15 protein-coding genes and 1 tRNA gene are annotated in these 17,961 nt (G+C 68.7%); 11 read left to right on the forward strand and 5 right to left on the reverse strand.

The features are described from left to right. Nucleotides 1-147: 147 nt before the first annotated feature. Complete coding sequence (locus OG801_RS27760; RefSeq protein ID WP_355017139.1) at nucleotides 148-738, forward strand: TetR/AcrR family transcriptional regulator; 591 nt, start codon at nucleotides 148-150, stop codon at nucleotides 736-738. On the opposite strand, the gene OG801_RS27765 is transcribed toward OG801_RS27760, so the two are convergent. Together OG801_RS27765 and OG801_RS27770 are read right to left on the reverse strand one after the other, a co-directional pair. Next, nucleotides 707-3,871 (reverse strand): glycosyl hydrolase, encoded by a 3,165-nt coding sequence (locus OG801_RS27765; protein WP_406032338.1) that lies wholly within the window; start codon nucleotides 3,869-3,871, stop codon nucleotides 707-709. The genes OG801_RS27760 and OG801_RS27765 overlap by 32 nt on opposite strands. A 1,305-nt stretch (nucleotides 3,872-5,176) precedes the next feature. Continuing rightward, entirely contained in the window at nucleotides 5,177-6,061 is an 885-nt protein-coding gene (locus tag OG801_RS27770; RefSeq protein WP_406032340.1) for a helix-turn-helix transcriptional regulator, read from the reverse strand. A 140-nt stretch (nucleotides 6,062-6,201) separates the two neighbouring features. Between OG801_RS27770 and OG801_RS27775 the strand changes: the two genes are divergently transcribed. From OG801_RS27775 to OG801_RS27815, 9 genes are all read left to right on the forward strand, one after another. Further along, nucleotides 6,202-7,230 (forward strand): zinc-dependent alcohol dehydrogenase family protein, encoded by a 1,029-nt coding sequence (locus OG801_RS27775; RefSeq protein WP_406032342.1) that lies wholly within the window; start codon nucleotides 6,202-6,204, stop codon nucleotides 7,228-7,230. A 25-nt stretch (nucleotides 7,231-7,255) separates the two neighbouring features. Then, nucleotides 7,256-7,663 (forward strand): cupin domain-containing protein, encoded by a 408-nt coding sequence (locus OG801_RS27780; protein WP_406032344.1) that lies wholly within the window; start codon nucleotides 7,256-7,258, stop codon nucleotides 7,661-7,663. 77 nt (nucleotides 7,664-7,740) lie between these two features. Continuing rightward, complete coding sequence (locus OG801_RS27785; RefSeq protein ID WP_406032345.1) at nucleotides 7,741-8,358, forward strand: (2Fe-2S)-binding protein; 618 nt, start codon at nucleotides 7,741-7,743, stop codon at nucleotides 8,356-8,358. 4 nt (nucleotides 8,359-8,362) lie between these two features. Then, nucleotides 8,363-9,343: an FAD binding domain-containing protein gene (locus tag OG801_RS27790; protein ID WP_406032347.1), complete on the forward strand. Its 981-nt coding sequence runs from the start codon at nucleotides 8,363-8,365 to the stop codon at nucleotides 9,341-9,343. Next, nucleotides 9,340-11,547 carry a xanthine dehydrogenase family protein molybdopterin-binding subunit gene (locus OG801_RS27795; RefSeq protein WP_406032349.1) on the forward strand — a complete coding sequence of 736 codons (2,208 nt, stop codon included), beginning with the start codon at nucleotides 9,340-9,342 and terminating at the stop codon, nucleotides 11,545-11,547. The genes OG801_RS27790 and OG801_RS27795 overlap by 4 nt, the downstream gene beginning before the upstream one ends. Before the next feature lie 35 nt (nucleotides 11,548-11,582). Further along, nucleotides 11,583-12,248, forward strand: coding sequence for an SDR family NAD(P)-dependent oxidoreductase (locus OG801_RS27800; protein WP_406032351.1), 666 nt, complete (start codon nucleotides 11,583-11,585; stop codon nucleotides 12,246-12,248). Nucleotides 12,249-12,496: 248 nt separating this feature from the next. After that, nucleotides 12,497-12,874 carry a cyclophilin-like fold protein gene (locus OG801_RS27805; protein WP_406032353.1) on the forward strand — a complete coding sequence of 126 codons (378 nt, stop codon included), beginning with the start codon at nucleotides 12,497-12,499 and terminating at the stop codon, nucleotides 12,872-12,874. A gap of 26 nt (nucleotides 12,875-12,900) precedes the next feature. Continuing rightward, nucleotides 12,901-13,086 carry a hypothetical protein gene (locus OG801_RS27810; RefSeq protein ID WP_406032355.1) on the forward strand — a complete coding sequence of 62 codons (186 nt, stop codon included), beginning with the start codon at nucleotides 12,901-12,903 and terminating at the stop codon, nucleotides 13,084-13,086. Between the two features lie 141 nt (nucleotides 13,087-13,227). Continuing rightward, nucleotides 13,228-14,526 carry a multidrug effflux MFS transporter gene (locus tag OG801_RS27815; RefSeq protein WP_406032357.1) on the forward strand — a complete coding sequence of 433 codons (1,299 nt, stop codon included), beginning with the start codon at nucleotides 13,228-13,230 and terminating at the stop codon, nucleotides 14,524-14,526. Between the two features lie 165 nt (nucleotides 14,527-14,691). Here the strand turns inward: OG801_RS27815 and OG801_RS27820 are convergent. Beyond that, nucleotides 14,692-14,777: transfer RNA gene (locus OG801_RS27820), tRNA-Leu, on the reverse strand. Nucleotides 14,778-14,849: 72 nt separating this feature from the next. Beyond that, nucleotides 14,850-15,617 (reverse strand): glycerophosphodiester phosphodiesterase, encoded by a 768-nt coding sequence (locus OG801_RS27825; RefSeq protein WP_355017150.1) that lies wholly within the window; start codon nucleotides 15,615-15,617, stop codon nucleotides 14,850-14,852. Nucleotides 15,618-15,720: 103 nt separating this feature from the next. Here OG801_RS27825 and OG801_RS27830 point away from each other — a divergent pair, with 103 nt between their 5' ends. After that, nucleotides 15,721-17,034, forward strand: a complete 1,314-nt coding sequence (locus OG801_RS27830; RefSeq protein WP_406032359.1) for a M20/M25/M40 family metallo-hydrolase — start codon at nucleotides 15,721-15,723, stop codon at nucleotides 17,032-17,034. An 83-nt stretch (nucleotides 17,035-17,117) separates the two neighbouring features. Here OG801_RS27830 and OG801_RS27835 read toward each other — a convergent pair whose 3' ends face one another. Further along, on the reverse strand, nucleotides 17,118-17,960 hold the full coding sequence (locus OG801_RS27835) for a phosphotransferase family protein (RefSeq protein WP_406032361.1): 843 nt from the start codon (nucleotides 17,958-17,960) through the stop codon (nucleotides 17,118-17,120). Nucleotide 17,961: the final 1 nt, after the last annotated feature.

Consider the following 17,961-nt stretch of genomic DNA (forward strand, 5'->3'; position numbering starts at 1 on the left):
GTCCGAAGCGGTTGGGTTAGGACAGCCTAACTTGGGCGTGTCTGGGTGGGAACGGCGCCTCGTCGAAGGGGACGAGCTGTAGCGCTTTGGCCGACTCGCGGGGGCCGCCCGGCGGGATTCCTTACGTGAGCCCGGCATGCTGGGGACATGTCCGTCAGACAGACACGTCGCCGAGGCGCCACGTTGGAGAAGGCGATTCTGGACGCCGCCTGGGACGAACTCGCTGAACGTGGCTGGGGTCGTTTCTCGATCGAGGGGGTTGCCGTCCGCGCCGGCACGGCGAAGACGGTGCTCTATCGCCGTTGGGACAACCGGGTGCAGCTTGCCCAGCAGGTGCTGCAGCAGCGTGCCAACCGGATGTACATGTCGGACTACGCCACCGGCGCCGGCCTGCGTGAGGACTTGCTCCGGTTCGTACGCGACATGTCGGAGTTGCTTCGCGGTCCGTTCGGGGAGGCGGTGCGGGGAGTCATCAGCGAAGGTGACCCGTCGACGCAACAGAGCCTGTTCGCGGGCTCGGTGGTCGTCACTCGCGTCGATGAGATCATCGGCCGTGCGCGGGCCCGGGGCGATCTGCCCGGCGACCCGGACCCGCTCACGGCGAACCTCGGTCATGCGATCGTGATGTCCGAGTTCCTCCACACTGCCTCGCCGCCGCCCGACGAGGGGCTGGTGGCGCTGGTCGATACGGTCTGGTTGCCCGCGCTCATCGGATCGGCACGTCCCGGTACGGTGTGAGCCGGATCGGGCCGATCAACCCGGCGCGCTGCCAGTCGGGCAGCTGGTAGTTGCTGTCGCCGGAAGCGCGGACCGCGTTGAACATCGTGGTCGCGACCGTCACGGTGATCGTGTTGGCACCGGGCCTCAGTGTCGCGCCGAGGTCGATCCTGCTGCGGTCTGCCTGGTTCACCACGACGTTGGTGCCGTTGACCGTGACAGAGGCGGTGTCCAGGACCTTGCCGAGGTCGAGGTGAGCCCCGTCCTCGGGGCGCCAGTTCCCGGGAAGGGTGATTGTTGTGCGGTACGTGGCCACCCCGGACGCGGTGCTGAGGTCGACCGGCGCGGTGATGTCCCGCCACGAGGGAAGGCCGTTCGGGCCTGACCTCAGAGGGATCTCCGGTTGGTCGGTCTTGACGCTGGTGTACTGGTTCGCTCCTGGTGTCCAGGTCTGCGGGCGCAGCGTCCAGTCCGCCAGCTCGCGCGGCTGCGCCAGGCCGTCGATCTCTGTGTCGACCCGCTTGCCGTTGCTGAGCGTGGTCGTGTAGTCGCCGTTCGCCGACGCCCTCAGTGAGAGTGTCTTACGACCGGTGGCGAGCACCTCGCCCGTGCTGGCGACCGCGTGCACGCCCGGCGTCGGAACCAGTGCGCTGCCGTTGCCGGCGAGCGCGATGACCACGTTGTCGTACGGCGCGATCCGGATCGGCACCGTGACGCTGCGCCCTTCGGAGGTGTACTCCGCGATAGGCTCGATCTTGCCGGTCCAGGTGTTCAGTCGGTACGGCCGGCCCGACCCGGCCAGGGTCAACTGCTGCTCGACGGGCTGGGCGGAACGGTTGTAGATGAAGTCGTAGCTGATCCCGCGTCCCTGACGCCGTACGAGTCCGAGCGCCGCGGTCGGCGTCTCTGGGGTGACGTGGGGACGGATCCCCGCTGCCCGCAGCGCTGCCGGGAGCTGGGTCTCGGTCCTGACTTCGTGGACTGACGGCTGGGCCAGCAGATCAGCGACCACCTCGGCGAGCTGGCCCTCGTCAGGTGCTGCGCCAGGGGTCGCGCTCGGGGCGCTGCCGATGACGAAGATCCGCATACCGTCCTTCGCGAGCTTCAGCAGCCGCTTCGCACTCGCGACCGACATCGACTTCTGGTCGTTGAGGACCAATGCCTTCTCCTTGGCTGCGCCTGCCCTGAAGCTGCCGTCGTCAGAGACGGTGACGTGCGGCTTCTCGAGGAACGCCGGTGCCAAGTAGTCGTAGGTGTACCCAGCCGATGAGGTGGCCGAGTCGTTTCCGAGCAGGTGCTGGGCGATGCCAGGAACGACGTGGTCGGCGTTGCCGATGTCGTCGTAGTAGATCCCGAGGTCGACGGAGCTCCGGCCCTGGCGCAGGACCAGCTGGGTGCGCGCGAGATTGTCGTTGAGGTTCTTGTAGTCGGGCCAGTTCGGCTGCCGCGGACCGAACTCGTCGTTGACGTTGAGGGCGCCGAAGATGTCCCATGGGTGGTATCCGGGCCACGAACCGTCGCGTCCGCTGGTGCCGACTCCGGCCGGGGCGTCGCGGTAGGGATAGCCGTGCCAGACCACCTGGTTCACGCCGCCGGCGTACCCCTTGTACACGCTGTCCAGCACCCCGTTGGAGTACTTGCCGCCCACCTGGGAGCCGTCGCCGCCTTCGCCGTACATGCCGGGCAGTTGTGGGCCGGCGACGCTGGAGCGGTAGTTGCCGAGGAACACCGCGCAGCACTCGCTGGACACCACGTTGCGGCCGGCGACGTGGGCACCGGAGGCGAGGGCGCGGAAGCCCTGCTCGGGTCCGACTGTGCCGAGAAAGTTCCCCATCCCGAGCGACTCGCCCTCCGTGACGCCGGCGGCCGCGGACGCGACACCGCCCGCGATCGGGAGGCCGTAGGGCTGCACCCGGAAGTCCAGTCCGTGGCCACTGGCCCACTCCTGCATCGGTGCGACGTACTGGTCGGTGTAGAGGTCACTGAGGGTCTCGCGGTAGTCCGCCCTGACCTTCGCGCCGATGCCGGGCAGCTCGAACGCCGGCGCCTCGTTGGCCTGCTGGCCGGAGCCGAGGAGCGCGGGCAGCAGCAGCGCCGGGTCGTAGCCGTGACGCTGCTGGAACGCCTTGAGGAGCTTCCAGGTCCACTTCTGTGTGGTGCCCATCTCCAGGGAGTCTTCGAAGACCGCCCCGTGGCCGATGCGGTCGAGGTTGGCTCGGACGGCGTCGGTGAGGATGTGCTCGTCCCAGTAGTCGGCCTGGATCTCGACCCCGCCTCGGCTGAGGTGATCGGGGACGTAGTTGGGCTGGGTCGCGGTGTAGCCGCCGCGCTGGGCGACGAGGCCAGAGGCGGTCTGCTGAAGATCGATGAGCACCCACGGGTTGCCATTGCCGTTCCCGAAGGTGTGGCTCAGGCGGCCATCGACGACCTCGTCGGTCACGTCCCTGACCGACGACGGAACCAGCGCGACCGGCTTGGCAGTCTGCGGTCCGCAATCGGTGGCGCACTGAGCGACGAGGGTCCGGATTCGGGTGGTGCGAGCGACGTCCACGACGGACTCGGCTTCCAGGTGGGGCTTGCCGACGCCGGAGGTCGTCAGGTCGGTGCAGGTCGACGTCCGGTCGCCGAGCTTGATCACCGTTGCCTTTTCCGCGGTCGCGCCCGTGCCCACCGTGATCGTGTCGCCGGCAGCAAGTCCGCCGAGGCTCTTCACCCGCAACACCGTGTCGCCGATGGCTGCGGGCGCACACAGCTGCGTGGTCACCGACGGCGGAGATGTGGTCGGAGAGGGCAGGGGACCGGTTCGCGTGCTGCCCGGCTGGCCGAACTCTCTGCCGTAGATCAGCTGCTGCTCGGCCTCGGGCTGGTTGAAGTTGTTGAGGCTGGGAACGGTCGCGGGGTAGTGCGGGCCGAGGTTCTGGTCGACCACCAGGCCGAGATCGGCCGCTTCGGCGGTGATCACCTCCATCTTGTGCGCCCACCTGGGCGTGCCCCAGCCGTACTCAGCGAGGAAGGAGTTGTCCTGGTGGCCGGCTCCAGGCACCGCAAACGGAACCACCTCGACACCGCGGCCGCCAGAGGCCGCGATGTCGCGCAGCTCCTCCCTGAGCACGTCATCGTCGGTGTACGCCAGCGGCATCCACCACCGGTACATCGGACGCACACTGGTCGGCGGGTTTGCGAACGTTTCAGCGGTCAGTGTCCGAGTCTGCTCATGGCTCTGACGGCCCTGTGCGAGCGTCGACGCTCCAGTTGACGACTGGGCCTCCGCCGCCAAGGAGGCTGGGCTGAGTGGCGCCGCGATGGCGATGGCCAATGTGGCCGGTACGGCAAACGCGGCGAGGCGACGCACGAATGGCTGGGTCGACGGAGACTGAACCATGACGGACCTCGATGTGAGTGAAAGGTTTCAAAGTGACCGTGCTCACAGTAGGCGGGTGTGCCATAGGGGTCAATAGGATACGGCGAGTTTCTAATTGACCAGTGTTGTCGTCTGCTGTAGCGATCGCCTGATGAGGCGGCCTGTTCGCCCGTCTTCGGACCCGCCGCTGGCGACCCGGAGCGTGAACCCGTCGCCGATGAGCACGCAGTCGTCCAAGCCTCTGGGTGGTGTACCTCTGGGCGCGGTTGATTTGGCTCAGCATGCTCCGCCGGGGCGCCTCACGGACGCTGGTGCCCTCCGTGCCGCGATGGGCCCGAGGGACTCGTGAAATGCGAGAAACCCCAGGTCTCCCTGGGGTTTCTCTCTGTGCGCGAGGGGGGACTTGAACCGGTCTGAACGCCCCAGGTCAGGCCCTGGTTCTGGCGCTTCAGGCGTGAATCCGGCTGCGCACCGTTACCTCCGGTTCTCACCGGTGATGTGCCGCCATCCTCGCTCGCCCAGCCTGGCTCCGTCGCCTCGGAGACCTGCCGACCGCTCCGGCGACACGACGCGACTGGCTGAACTCAGTCGCTACCGTCGGGGCCTACCGAGATCGCTAAAGGATTACCAGCGATCTCCCGCTTGGACAGGGCCCGCGAACTGAAGCCGAGCGCGCCGACCGACACCAAGCACTAGCCGCCCTGCGTCGGGCAAGGGTGGTCAGCCGCGTGCCCGGCTTGACGACGCAGTCTGCGTCGGTTCCGCCAGTACCCAAGGTCGCCAGTCGTCTGGGCCTATAGTCTTCTGACGCTAGGCGGGTTGAACAATCTCCGATGGCTCAACTCCCGCGAGGTGTGCGACGGCGTCCACCGACTGGCAAGCCTCTGTCAGCCGGTCTCTAGGAGGAGGATGGCGCAGTCGGCCGGGAGGTATCGATGTGCGCCGCGGCGAAGCTGGCTTGCGAGGCGTTCTGGCATGGGCCTTCCTCCGGTGCGACCAGATATTGTGAAACTAATGCCTGAATGCCAAGGTCATGTCGAGCCGTCTGCGTGACCTTCGAAGCTGCTCGAACTTCTGCGAACGTGGTTGGCCTGACTCTCAGGCAGGGGTGGTTCCGGCTGCGTACGCCGGCAGCTCGGCGCCCCAGGAGGCGAGCAGCTTGAGGCGGTCGGCTGAGGGCGAGCCTGGCTCGGCGGTGTAGACCATCAGGACCTGGCCGGGCTCGGCGGTGACCGCGAGCTCTTCGTAGGCGAGGGTGACCTCGCCGACCTCGGGGTGGTGGAAGCGTTTGGTGCCGGCGCCGTGCTGGCGTACGTCGTGGGCGCCCCAGAGGCGGCGGAAGGTCTCGCTGCGGGTGGACAGCTCGCCGACGAGGTCCTGGAAGATCCGGTCGTGGGGGTCGCGGGCGGCCTCGGCGCGCATGATCGTGACGCACATCTCGGCGAAGAGGTCCCAATCGGGGTAGAAGTCGCGCGATGCGGTGTCGAGGAACTGGAACCGGGCGAGGTTGGGGGTGCGGCCGCCGTCGCCGATCAGGGGCGTGTAGAAGGCCCGTCCGAGCGGGTTGGTGGCGAGCAGGTTCTGGTGGGTGTCGCGGACGAACGCGACGCCCTCTGTGATCGAGTCGAGCGCCCATTGCAGGGACGGCCGCGGGGGAGCGGGCTTCGAGGGCCTCCGCCGGGCGCGGGCTGAGGTGGGGATGCCGTCGGCGGCGCGGGCGAGGTCGAGCAGGTGGGCCCGTTCGGTGTCGCTGAGCCGGAGCGCGTTGCAGATGGCGTCGAGCACGGAGGCGGAGGCGCCGCCGATCGCGCCGCGCTCGAGGCGGGCGTAGTACTCCACGCTGACGCCGGCGAGCAGGGCCACCTCGGAGCGGCGCAGCCCGGGCACCCGTCGGTTGGGCCCGGGTGGGAGCCCGGCGTCCTGCGGAGTCACCTTGGCCCGGCGGGTGATGAGGAACTCGCGTACCTCTGCTCGGTTGTCCATTCCCCCAGGATAAGCGGCACTTTGCCGATGAGGGGTGCCCTTCTGGTGCACCCCTCGACAGTGACTCCCGTGTTTGTCTGAAGGTGCGTTGACTTGTCTCGTGGGAGGAGTCCCACGACAACTTGGACGAAGGAGTCAGCATGCGTGGAGTAGTGATGCACGGCCCGGGCGACGTACGCGTCGTGGACCGTGAAGACCCGAGGATCGAGGCCCCGACCGATGCGGTCATCCGGGTGACCGCGGCGTGTGTCTGCGGCTCGGACCTGTGGCCCTACCGCGGCCAGGAGCCTGCCGAGGGTCTGCTGATGGGGCATGAGTACGTCGGTGTGGTCGAGGAGGTCGGCGCCGAGATCACCACGTTGAAGCCGGGCGACTTCGTCGTCGGGTCGTTCGTGATCTCGGACAACACCTGTGAGATCTGCCAGGCCGGCTACCAGTCGCGGTGCGCGCACGCCGAGTTCGTTCACGACGGCATCGGCACCCAGGCCGAGAAGGCGCGCATCCCGCTGGCTGACGGGACCCTCGTGGTCGTTCCCGGAGAGCCGACCGAGGAGCAGGTGAAGAGCCTGCTGGCCGCCTCCGACGTCCTCGGCACCGGCTGGTTCGCGGCCGTCGCCGCCGAGGCCGGCCCCGGCAAGACCGTCGCCGTGGTCGGCGACGGTGCGGTCGGCCTCCTCGGGATCCTGGCTGCCAAGCGGCTCGGTGCCGAGCGGGTCATCGCGATGAGCCGGCACGCCGACCGCCAGGCCCTTGCCCGGAAGTTCGGCGCGACCGACATTGTCGAGGAGCGCGGGGACGCCGGAGTGGAGAAGATCAAGGCGCTCACCGCTGGGCTCGGGGCGCACTCGGTCATCGAGGCCGTCGGCACCCAGGAGTCGATGAACCAGGCGATCCGCGCCACCCGCCCCGGTGGCCACGTCGGCTACGTCGGGGTATCCCACGACGTCTCGCTCGACGGCCTGGAGCTGTTCTTCTCCGGAATCCACCTGCACGGTGGCCCGGCGCCCGTACGCCGCTTCCTGCCCGACCTGGTCGAGCTGATCATGAGCGACCAGATCAACCCTGGCGAGGTCTTCGACATGACCCTTCCGCTCGAGTCCGCGGCCGAGGCGTACGCCGCCATGGACAAGCGCCAGGCCACCAAGGTCCTGCTCACCACCGGCGCCTGAGAAAGCCTGAGAGAGAACGAAGCAGATGCAGATCACCCGAAGCTCCATCGACACCTTCAAGGGCCCGGCCGACTGGTTCACCGGCGACGTGTACGTCGACCAGGTCGCCGCCGCCCCGGCACCTTCACGGCTCACTGCCGGTCTGGTGCACTTCATGCCCGGCGCCCGGACCCACTGGCACCGACACCCGCTGAGCCAGACCGTCTTCGTCACCGAGGGTGTTGGCCTGTGCCAGCGCCGCGGCGGTCCCGTCGAGGTCATCCGTCCGGGCGACCGAGTGCTGTTCGAGGCCGACGAGGAGCACTGGCACGGTGCCGCCCCCAACCGGCTGATGGTGCACGTCGCCATCAACGAGGGCGACGACGACCACCCGGTCGTGCACTGGCTGACGCCTGTGACCGACGCGGAGTACGCCGCCGCACCACCCGTCTGATCCCGCCGTTTCGGCTGGCTTTCGCGGCCCGCCGCCACAGTGATCACCCCTTGCCCGAAACTCGTGAAGGAGCATGCATGTCGACAGAACCCACCGCTGAAGAGCAAGCAGGTCGAGGAGGTCTGTCGCGGCGTACGTTCATCGCTGCCTCGGGCGCCACGACCGCGGGTGCGGTAGCGGTCTCCGCGGGGGTGTCCGTCGCGGCGGGCCCGGCGGCGGCCGACGGACCGAGCAGCACCGTGACGCTGCGGGTCAACGGCCGGCGGCACGTCGTCGACGTCGACAACCGCACCTCCTTGCTGGATCTGCTGCGTGAACATCTGGACCTGCCCGGTTCGAAGAAGGGCTGTGATGCCGGTGCGTGTGGAGCGTGCACAGTGCTGGTGGGCGGGCGGCGGGTCAATGCCTGTCTGACGCTCGCGGTCCGTATGGATGGCGCTGAGGTCACCACGATCGAGGGGCTGGCCGACGGCGACGAGCTGCACCCGTTGCAGCAGGCGTTCATCGACAACGACGCCCTGCAGTGCGGCTTCTGCACGCCGGGCCAGATCATGTCGGGCGTCGGGTGCATCCGGGAGGGCCACACCGGCTCCGAGAACGAGATCCGGGAGTGGATGAGCGGCAACATCTGCCGCTGCGGCTGCTACGTGAAGATCGTCGACGCGGTGCAGCAGGCCGCAGCCAAGGGGGCGTGAACCGATGTATCCGTTCGAGTATCTGCGGGCCGAGAGTCCGCGTGAGGCAATCACGGCCGCCCGGAGCGGCGGCTGGTTCATCGCCGGCGGCACGACCCTTGTCGACCTGATGCGTGAAGAGGTCGAGCGGCCGGAGACGCTGGTCGACATCTCATCGTTGCCGCTGAAGCGGATCAGGCCGACGCCGAGCGGCGGTCTGTTGATCGGCGCGCTGGTTACCATGTCGGAGGCCGCGGCCGACCGCCGCGTCCGCAACGAGATCCCGGTCGTCTCCGAGGCCCTGGAGCTGAGCGCGTCGGCGCAGCTGCGCAACATGGCCACCATCGGTGGCAACATCATGCAGCGCACCCGCTGCACCTACTTCCGCGACGTCTCCGCGGCCTGTAACAAGCGCGATCCGGGTTCGGGCTGTGCTGCCATCGAGGGTTACAACCGCACCCACGCCATCCTGGGCGGGTCGTCCTCGTGCGTGGCCACGCACCCGTCGGACCTCGCCGTCGCCCTGGTTGCGCTTGATGCCATCGTGCACCTGCAGGGCTCCCGCGGACGTCGGGCCGTGACGCTGGAGGACTTCGTGCTCCGACCCGGGCGGCACCCCGAGCGCGAGCACGACCTGGGCGAGGACGAGCTCATCACCGGCATCGAGATCCCGGCCCAGTCGAAGCCGCTGCGCTCGGGCTACCTGAAGGTCCGCGACCGGCAGAGCTATGAGTTCGCGCTGACCTCGGCGGCGGTCGCGCTGAGCGTACGCGGCGGGGTGATCGAGTCTGCGAAGGTCGCTGCCGGGGGAGTGGGGACGGTGCCGTGGCGGCTCCGCGGCGTCGAGAAGGCGCTCGTCGGACGCCGTCCGAGCGATGAGCTGTGGCGTACGGCGGCGGCTCGTGCCGCCGAGGGCGCCGAGCCGCTCTCTGACAACGAGTTCAAGGTCGACCTGCTCCAGCGCACGGTCGAGCGTCAGCTGCGAGTGGTAGGAGGACGCCGATGAGCAGCCAGCCCGAGGTAGTCGTCGGCGAGCCGAAGGTCCGCATCGACGGGCGCCTGAAGGTCACCGGCAAGGCGCCGTACGCAGCCGACCACGGCCACGAGCACGGCATCGAGAACATGGCGTACGCCGCGATCGTGGACGCCACCATCGGTCGCGGCCGCATCACCGGGATCGACACCTCAGCAGCCGAAGCACATGAGGGCGTTCTGGGAGTGGTCAGCCACGAGAACGCGCCGAAGCTGCCCTACCGGGAGAACGCGGGCTCCAACAACCTTCCCGGTGAGCGGATCCGCGTCTTCCAGAACGACCGGGTGCTCTTCTTCGGCCACCCGATCGCCGTCGTCGTCGCCGAGACCCTCGAGGCCGCACAGCACGGTGCCCGGCTCGTGGAGGTGACCTACGACGAGGAGTCGCCGACCACCGACCTGGAGGACGGCACCCCCGACGAGCCGACCAACTACTCGCGGGGCGACGTGGAGGCCGCCATGGCCGACGCACCGGTCCGGCTCGACCTGACCTACAACCTCTCGCGCAACCATCACAACCCGATGGAGCCGCACGCCACCATCGCCCGCTGGGAGGGCGACAAGCTCACCGTGTGGGACAAGACCCAGTGGGTCGGCGACGGCACCCAGGTCGAGCTGGCAGCGGTCTTCGGCCTGGCTCAGGACGACGTCCGCGTGCTGTCGCCCTACGTCGGCGGGGCCTTCGGCAGCGGGCTGCGCACCTGGCCGAACACGGTCATAGCCGCGGTCGCCGCACGCGAGCTGGACCGCCCGGTCAAGCTGGTGCTGGCCCGGCGACAGATGTACTTCAACACCGGCTTCCGACCCGCCTACCGCTACCAGCTGACGGTGGGCGCGGACCGTGATGGCCGTCTGCTGGCGACCGACCACGTCGTACGCGCGGAGACGTCGAGCTATGAGACCTTCTCCGAGGCGGTGCTCTCGGCAGGCCAGATGAAATACAGCACGCCCAACGTACGCCAGGACTACCGCACCGTTCCGCTGGACGTGAACACCCCGATCTGGATGCGTGGCCCCGGGGCAGCGACCGGTGACCATGTGATCGAGACCGCGATGGATGAGCTCGCCTACGAGGTGGGCATCGACCCGATCGAGCTGCGCCGCCGCAACGAGCCGACCGAGGACGAGTCGTCCGGTCTGCCGTTCTCGACCCGCCGGCTGCTGGAGTGCTACGACGTCGGTGCGCGCGAGTTCGGCTGGTCGCGGCGCAATCCGAAGCCGGGCTCGACCCGTGACGGCGACTGGCAGGTCGGCATCGGTATGGCCAGTGCCCTCTACCACACCTCGGTCGCGCCGGCCCGTGCGCGCGTCAGGCTCCGGATCGACGGCACCGCGCTCGTCGAGTCGGCCACCAGTGACATGGGTCCGGGGACGTACACCTCGATGACCCAGATTGCGGCCGACGCCCTCGGCCTCACGCTCGACGACGTCGACTTCCGGCTCGGTGACTCCGTCATGCCCGCGACCCCGCCGCATGGTGGTTCGATGACCATGGCCAGTGTCGGCTCAGCGGTCCAGAACGGCGCCGACAAGGTACGCCGCGAGGCGATCGACCTCGCGGTCAACGACACCGTCTCACCGCTCCACGGCGCTGACCCGGCCGACATCGTCGTACGCCGGGGTCGGCTGCAGCTGCGTAACGATGCGAGCCGTGGCGAGACCTACCGTGCGCTCATGGCGCGTAACGGCCGGACCCGGATCCAGGCCACGGGCCTCTTCTCCCCGCGCGAGGAGGCGACGAAGTCGGCCTGGGCCTACGGTGCCGTCTTCGCCGAGGTCGGCGTCGACGCCCAGCTCGGCCTGGTGCGGGTACGCCGCATGCTCGGCGTCTACGACGCCGCACGCATCATCAACCCGCGGCTGGCCGAGAGCCAGGCACTCGGCGGCATGGTCGGGGGCATCGGCAAAGCACTGCTCGAGCACACCGTCACCGACCACCGCGACGGGCGCATCGTCAACGCGAACCTCGCCGACTACCTGGTGCCCGTCAACGCGGACGTACCGGACCTGAAGGCGATCTATCTCGGCGGCCGCGACGACTACCCCGACCCGATCGGCGTCAAGGGCCTCGGCGAGGTCGTCATCTGCGGCGTCGCACCGGCCATCGCCAACGCGGTCTTCCACGCGACCGGGCGTCGGGTGCGGGATCTGCCGATCACCATCGACAGCCTTCTGTGATCCCGGGACTGGGATCTCATGACGAGAGGAACATCATGACGACAGTTGCCATCATCGGTGCCGGGCCCGGCCTCGGCCAATCCGCGGCGCGCCGTTTCGGGCGTGAGGGGTTCTCCATCGCGCTGATCTCCCGCACGCAGGCCAACGTCGACGCCCTCGCCGCCGAACTGACCGAAGACGGCGTGACCGCGCGCGGGTACGCGGCGAACGCCCGCGATCCGCAGGGGCTACGCAGAGCCCTCGACGCCGCGGCGGCGGACCTCGGCCCGATCGAGGTCCTGCAGTACAGCCCGGTCCCTGCACGCGAGTTCATGAAGCCGGTGCTCGAGACGACGGCGGAGGATCTTGTCGGTCCCGTCGAGCAGTCGGTGTACGGACCGGTCACCGCGGTACAGCATGTCCTGCCGGGCCTGCGGGAGCTGGGCCGTGGCACGATCCTGTTCATCAACGGCGGCAGTGCTGTCCGCCCGAGCGGCGGTGTGGCCGGCACCTCGGTCGCCTTCGCCGGGGAGAGTGCCTACGGCCAGATGCTGCACGACGCCCTCGCGCCCGAGAGAATCCATGTCGCGCAACTGATCATCCCCCGCGGCATCGGCGGCGGCGAGCCCGACCACGAGCCTGACGCTCTCGCCGATCGCATCTGGTCCCTCCACCGCGACCGTGGCGCGTTCCGATCCTTCGTCGGCGAATGGGCGGAATGAGAATCCCGCCCGTCGCCGCGCGGCTCAGCGAGCGCGACTCCAGCCGAATCCTCGATGGTTCGATGACACCGTTCAGGCCCGTCGTCGGCCTCGGAGCAGCTGTCGCACTTGCGCTGGTCCTCGCCGCATGCGGTGCACCCTCCGGGGATGGTCTCGAGACCGGCAGCGCTCCATCGCCGCCCATTGCGTCGCCTACGCCGACTCAGACCACGCCCACGAACGAGCCGAGCCCAACCGAGGGGACTTCAATGAACGACGACGTGATCGGTACGGTAATCCGTTTCGCCGCCTCCGGCGGCGCGATCGACGTGCGCATCGACCAGGACAACCCCGCCGTACGTGACCTGCTGACCATGCTGCCGCTCACGCTCACGTTCGAGGACTTCAATGGTGCGGAGAAGATCGCCTATCCGCCGCGGGATATTCGGACAGCTGGTTCTCCGCCGTCGAGTGCCGGCGCCGGCGACCTGGCCATCTACGTCCCGTGGGGCGACATCGCCTTCTTCTACGAGGGCGAGCGTGGCGCACCCTCTGCCGACATCGTCCACCTGGGCGTCTTCGACGCGTCTCGCGAGCAGTTCGAGGCGCTCGAGGAAGGCGACGTCACCGTCACGATCGCCGACTGAGGACTGATGACCTCGACCACGACACGATGAATCCTGGCGACGACCGCTGCCTTGCGGTCGCGTGGATCACGCGGCACCCCGCGGGCATCCAGGTCGTGCTCGGCACCACGAGGCCGGGCCGCGTTGCTGACGCCGCTGCCGGCTTGGACATCCCTCTCACCCGCAGCGAGTGGTTGGGCCTCGTCCAGGCCGCCGGCCACAACGTTCCCTGACCACCGCCGGGTGCTCCCTGGACGTGCTGCGCGTGAGGGGCAACCTGCGAGTACACCCATCAGGCGGGACTCTCGCGGGCGTCGGAACGGTGGTGTCGTAGTGGCGTACGAGAAGACGACGTCAATCCCAGGAAGGCTCCTGTGCAATCCACACCCTCCGACCGTCCCGCCACCCGCAGGGTCGGTCTTGTGCTCGCCACGCTGCTCATGCTGCTCACCGTGTTCGGGCCGATCTCGATGGACCTCTACCTCCCGGTCCTTCCGGCGCTCACCGACGACCTCGGTGCTGCCACATCCGCCGCCCAGTTCACCCTGACCGCCTGCCTCGTCGGCCTTGCCGTCGGACAGCTGATCGCGGGGCCGCTCTCCGACCGGTTCGGACGTCGACTTCCGCTGCTGGCCGGGATCACCGCGTACGTGGTCGCCTCGGCCCTGTGCGCGTTCAGCCCCACCATCGAGACCCTCGTCCTGGCGCGCCTGGTCCAGGGCCTCGCCGGAGCCGTGGGCATCGTCATCGCTCAAGCCGCGGGACGCGATGTGTACGAGGGTGGCGCGCTGATTCGCTTCTACGGACGACTCACCGTCATCGGCGGTTTCGCGGCCATCGTCGGACCCGTCGTCGGTGGTCAGCTGGCCAACTTCACCGACTGGCGTGGGCTCTTCCTCTTCCTCGCCGCGATCGGCGTCGTTCTCCTCGTCGCCGCTTTCGCGTTGTTCGGCGAGACCCTTCCTGTCGAGCAGCGCACCAGTGGTGGGCTGCTTCAGACCGGTCGTGACTTCCGTACGCTGCTCTCGGACCGGCTGTTCGTCGGATCCGTGCTGATCTGTGGTCTCACCTACGCTGCCCTGTTCGCCTACCTCAGCGGTGCGACGTACATCCTTCAGGGCACCTACGGCCTATCCCCACAGGGCTACTCGATCGCGTTCGGCGCCAACTCGTTGGGGTTCATGGTCTTCGGCTGGCTCGGCGGCCGCGCCGCCGAGCGCTGGTCCGAGCGCGGCACACTCGGCATCGGCATCGTCATGTCCGGCGGCGGCTCCCTCGGCCTGCTCGCCACCGGCCTGTTCGACCTTGCCCTGCCTGTCGTCCTCGTCTCACTGTTCGTCCTGGCTTCCGGCACCGCCGTCGCGGCGCCGCCGACCACCTCGCTGGCACTCGCCGACTATCCCGAGCTCGCCGGAACCGCATCCTCCGTGCTCGGCATGGCCCGATTCGGTTTCGGCGGCATCTCCGCGCCGCTGGTCGGACTCGGGGGTGCAGAGGCTGTCCTGCCGCTGGGCATCGTGACCGTCGCGTCGGTCACGCTGGCCGCGGTCGCCCACGTAGCGCTGGTCCGGCGCACCACCACAGCCTGTGAGCACAATGCGGGCCACGTCGATCCGACCGGTGTCCTGGCCCCGGCGGTGGAGCGTGAGCCGGCCGGTCTCCCTGTCTGCTGATGACCTAGGAGTCGTAGTTTCGGCGGTCGACTTCGCAGTCCTCGCTGTAGGACGAACAGCGGGTCTGTGCGCCGATTGCCCTACGGCCGCACTACTTGCCTACTTGGCCATGAGGCCGCCTCGTGAAATGCGAGAAACCCCAGGTCTCCCTGGGGTTTCTCTCTGTGCGCGAGGGGGGACTTGAACCCCCACCCACTAATACGTGGACTAGCACCTCAAGCTAGCGCGTCTGCCTATTCCGCCACCCGCGCGCAACAAGAAGAACATTATCAGGAGGCCGTCCCCGTGCCGAATCGGGATGGCCCTGCGGGTACACGCCCAGGTCAGGCCGGGAGGAGGGCGCGGGCGGGGTGGTTGCTGGTGACCATCCAGACGCGCTTGTCGTGCACGAAACGGCGCAGACGGCCGGGGTTGTCGACGGTCCAGACGAGGACCTTGATGTTGCGGCGGTGGGCCCAGCGCAGCAGCCAGACATCGGCGAGGCGCTGCTCGACGACGACCAGGTTGGAGCGGGAGCGGCGGATGCGGCCCTCGGGGAAGAACTCCGAGAGCTTGAGATGGACGAGCTTGAGCGGGTGGTGGCGGAAGTCGACGCCACCGAGGGAGAGACCGACGAGGGTCTCGGGAGCACGGAGGTCGGCCCAGTTGCGCAGGACGCGTACGGACTCGTCGACCATCGTGGTCACGATGAAGCTCTCGTTCATCACCTCGAGGGCGATCTCGGCGGCGTCGACCTCGTGCGGGAGCCCGAGGTGGTTCGACGGCGAGGCGAACTTGAGGTCGATGTGGGCGTGCTTGCCGTGGGTGGCGAGAAGTTCGAGTGCCTCCCGGTAGCGCACCAGACGGAACGGCGCGAGCCTCGAGAGCGCTGCGTACGTCCTGTCCGCGATCTTGACCCTACGGCCGATGCGGTCGCGGATGTGGCCGTCGTGGTGGAGGACGAACTCGCCGTCGCGGGTGCGGTGCACGTCGAACTCGACGTAGTCGACCTCCATCCGCACGGCCTCCAGAAGCGACTCCCAGGAGTTGTCACGGTGCCCCGACTGACGCGCCGCGGCGCGGTGAGCGGAGAGGAGGGCACGCTTCTGCATGCGCCCATGGAAACCCACGCATCCAACCGCACTGAAATCCTCAGGTTGCGCATAGGTGGACGTCAGGGGGCGGTTTGTCGCATGCGGTCGATACGGTGGCGGTATGACCAGCGCCGAGACCGAGGTCGTCGACCTCTGCCGTGACCTGATCCGCATCGACACCAGCAACTATGGAAACGACCCGGGCCCGGGGGAGCGGAAGGCGGCCGAGTACGTCGCGGCGCAGCTCGATGAGGTCGGCATCTCCTCCGAGATCTACGAGTCCGAGTCAGGGCGGGCCTCGGTCGTCGCGCAGTGGGGCGGGGTCTCGACAGACTCGACCACCGATCGGCAGGACGGACTGCTCCTGCACGGTCACCTCGACGTCGTCCCTGCCGCGGCGGAGGACTGGCAGATCGACCCGTTCTCCGGCGAGATCCAAGACGGGTACGTCTGGGGCAGGGGCGCTGTCGACATGAAGGACTTTGACGCGATGCTGCTCGCGGTCGTCCGTGAGCGCCAGCGCACCGGGCGGATTCCCGAGCGCCCGATCACGCTCGCCTTCACCGCCGACGAGGAGGCCGGCGGGATGAAGGGCGCCCACGTGCTCGTCGAGGACCACCCCGACCTGCTCGCCCACTGCACCGAGGCGGTCGGAGAGGTCGGTGGCTTCTCGACGACGGTGAAGGGACGCCGTCTCTATCTCATCGAGGCGGCCGAGAAGGGCATGGCCTGGATGAAGCTGACGGCCCGTGGCACCGCCGGGCACGGCTCGATGATCAACCGCGACAACCCGATCACCCGGCTCTCCGGCGCGATCGCCCGCATCGGCGCCCACGAATGGCCGGTGCAGCTGACCCCGACGATGCAGACGCTGCTCGCCGCGGTCGGTGAGATCGCGGGGGAGGAGCCGACCCCGGAGAACGCCGAGCGGCTCGTGGAGGAGTTCGGCCCGGCCGCCAGGATGATCGGCGCCACCCTGCGCAACGTCACCAACCCGACGATGACCAGCGCCGGCTACAAGGTCAACGTCATCCCCACCGAGGCCACCGCCCACGTCGACGGCCGCTTCCTGCCCGGCTTCGAGGACGACTTCTTCGAGACCTTGCGGAAGCTCTGCGGCGAGGGGATCGACATCGAGTTCGACCAGAACCAGATGCCCTGGGAGACCCCGTACGACGGCGCCCTCGTCGCGGCCATGGAGCGCTCGCTGATCGCCGAGGACCCCGACGCCCTCGTCGCCCCCTACCTCATGTCCGCCGGCACCGACGCCAAGCACTTCAAGCGGCTCGGGATGAGGACGTACGGCTTCGCGCCGCTGCGGCTGCCCGAGGAGCTCGACTTCACCGCGCTCTTCCACGGCGTGGACGAGCGGGTGCCGGTCGACGCGCTCCAGTTCGGGGCGCGGGTCATGGACCGCTTTCTCGACCAGGTCTGAGGAGCCGTTCGCGCCGAGTCGGCTCGAACTGACGAAAAACATCGCCGAGTCGGCTCGTCAAGACGAGCCGACTCGGCGTCGGTTCAGGGGACCAGGGCGGTGAGCGTGTCCACGCTCAGAGTGGCCACCTCGGCGTGGCCGGTGCGGTGGGCCCAGGCGGCGACCGAGATGGCGTCGCGGATCTGGAGGCGGTGCCAGGCATCGGGCTCGCGGGGGTCGGAGCCGTAGCCCTCCAGGAACGCCTTCTCGAAGGTGTCGTTGCGGGCGAAGTCCTGCGCGGAGAGCCGGGAGAGGTCGTAGAGGGCGGGGCGGAAGCCGAAGCGGCCGGAGTCGATCACGCGCAGGGTGCCCGCGTCGACGACCCAGCTGGTCGGCTGCCAGTCGCCGTGGGTGGGGACGAGCACCGTCGTCGGGGTCGGCCACGAGGTGATCTCGGTGCGGAGACGCTCGGTGAGGTCGGCCTCCAGGCCCGCCGTGTCCAGCGAGGCGAGGGCGCGCTCGTCGAGCTCCGGCTCGTAATCCTCGTCCTCGACGCTGGCCTGGCCGTGGAACGTCGCCAGCAGCTCGCCCGCTTGGCGGTAGATCTCGGGGTCATGGATGGCGGCCGACGTGCTCGCCGGCTCGCCGTCGAGGTTGGTCATCACGATGATGCGGGCATCGAGGTCGGCCTCGACGAGGCTCGGCGCGCGGCCGGCGTCGGTCCATGGGGCCAGCCAGCTGCGGTGGGCCGCGAGCTCGCGGTCGATGTGGCGTACGCCTTCTGCCGTGGTCTTCACCAGGAATCGGTCGTCACCGGTGGAGAGCACGAGGGCGGTGGTGCCGGCGCGGTGCAGTGCGCTGCGGTCGGCGACCACCTCGGCTCCGGGGAGCCACTGGTCGAGGAGGTCGCGCTGGGCGGGGGTCAGGGTGTCGAGTGCCGAGATCACG

The organism is Nocardioides sp. NBC_00163 (genome assembly GCF_045206295.1).
Lineage (GTDB): Bacteria > Actinomycetota > Actinomycetes > Propionibacteriales > Nocardioidaceae > Nocardioides.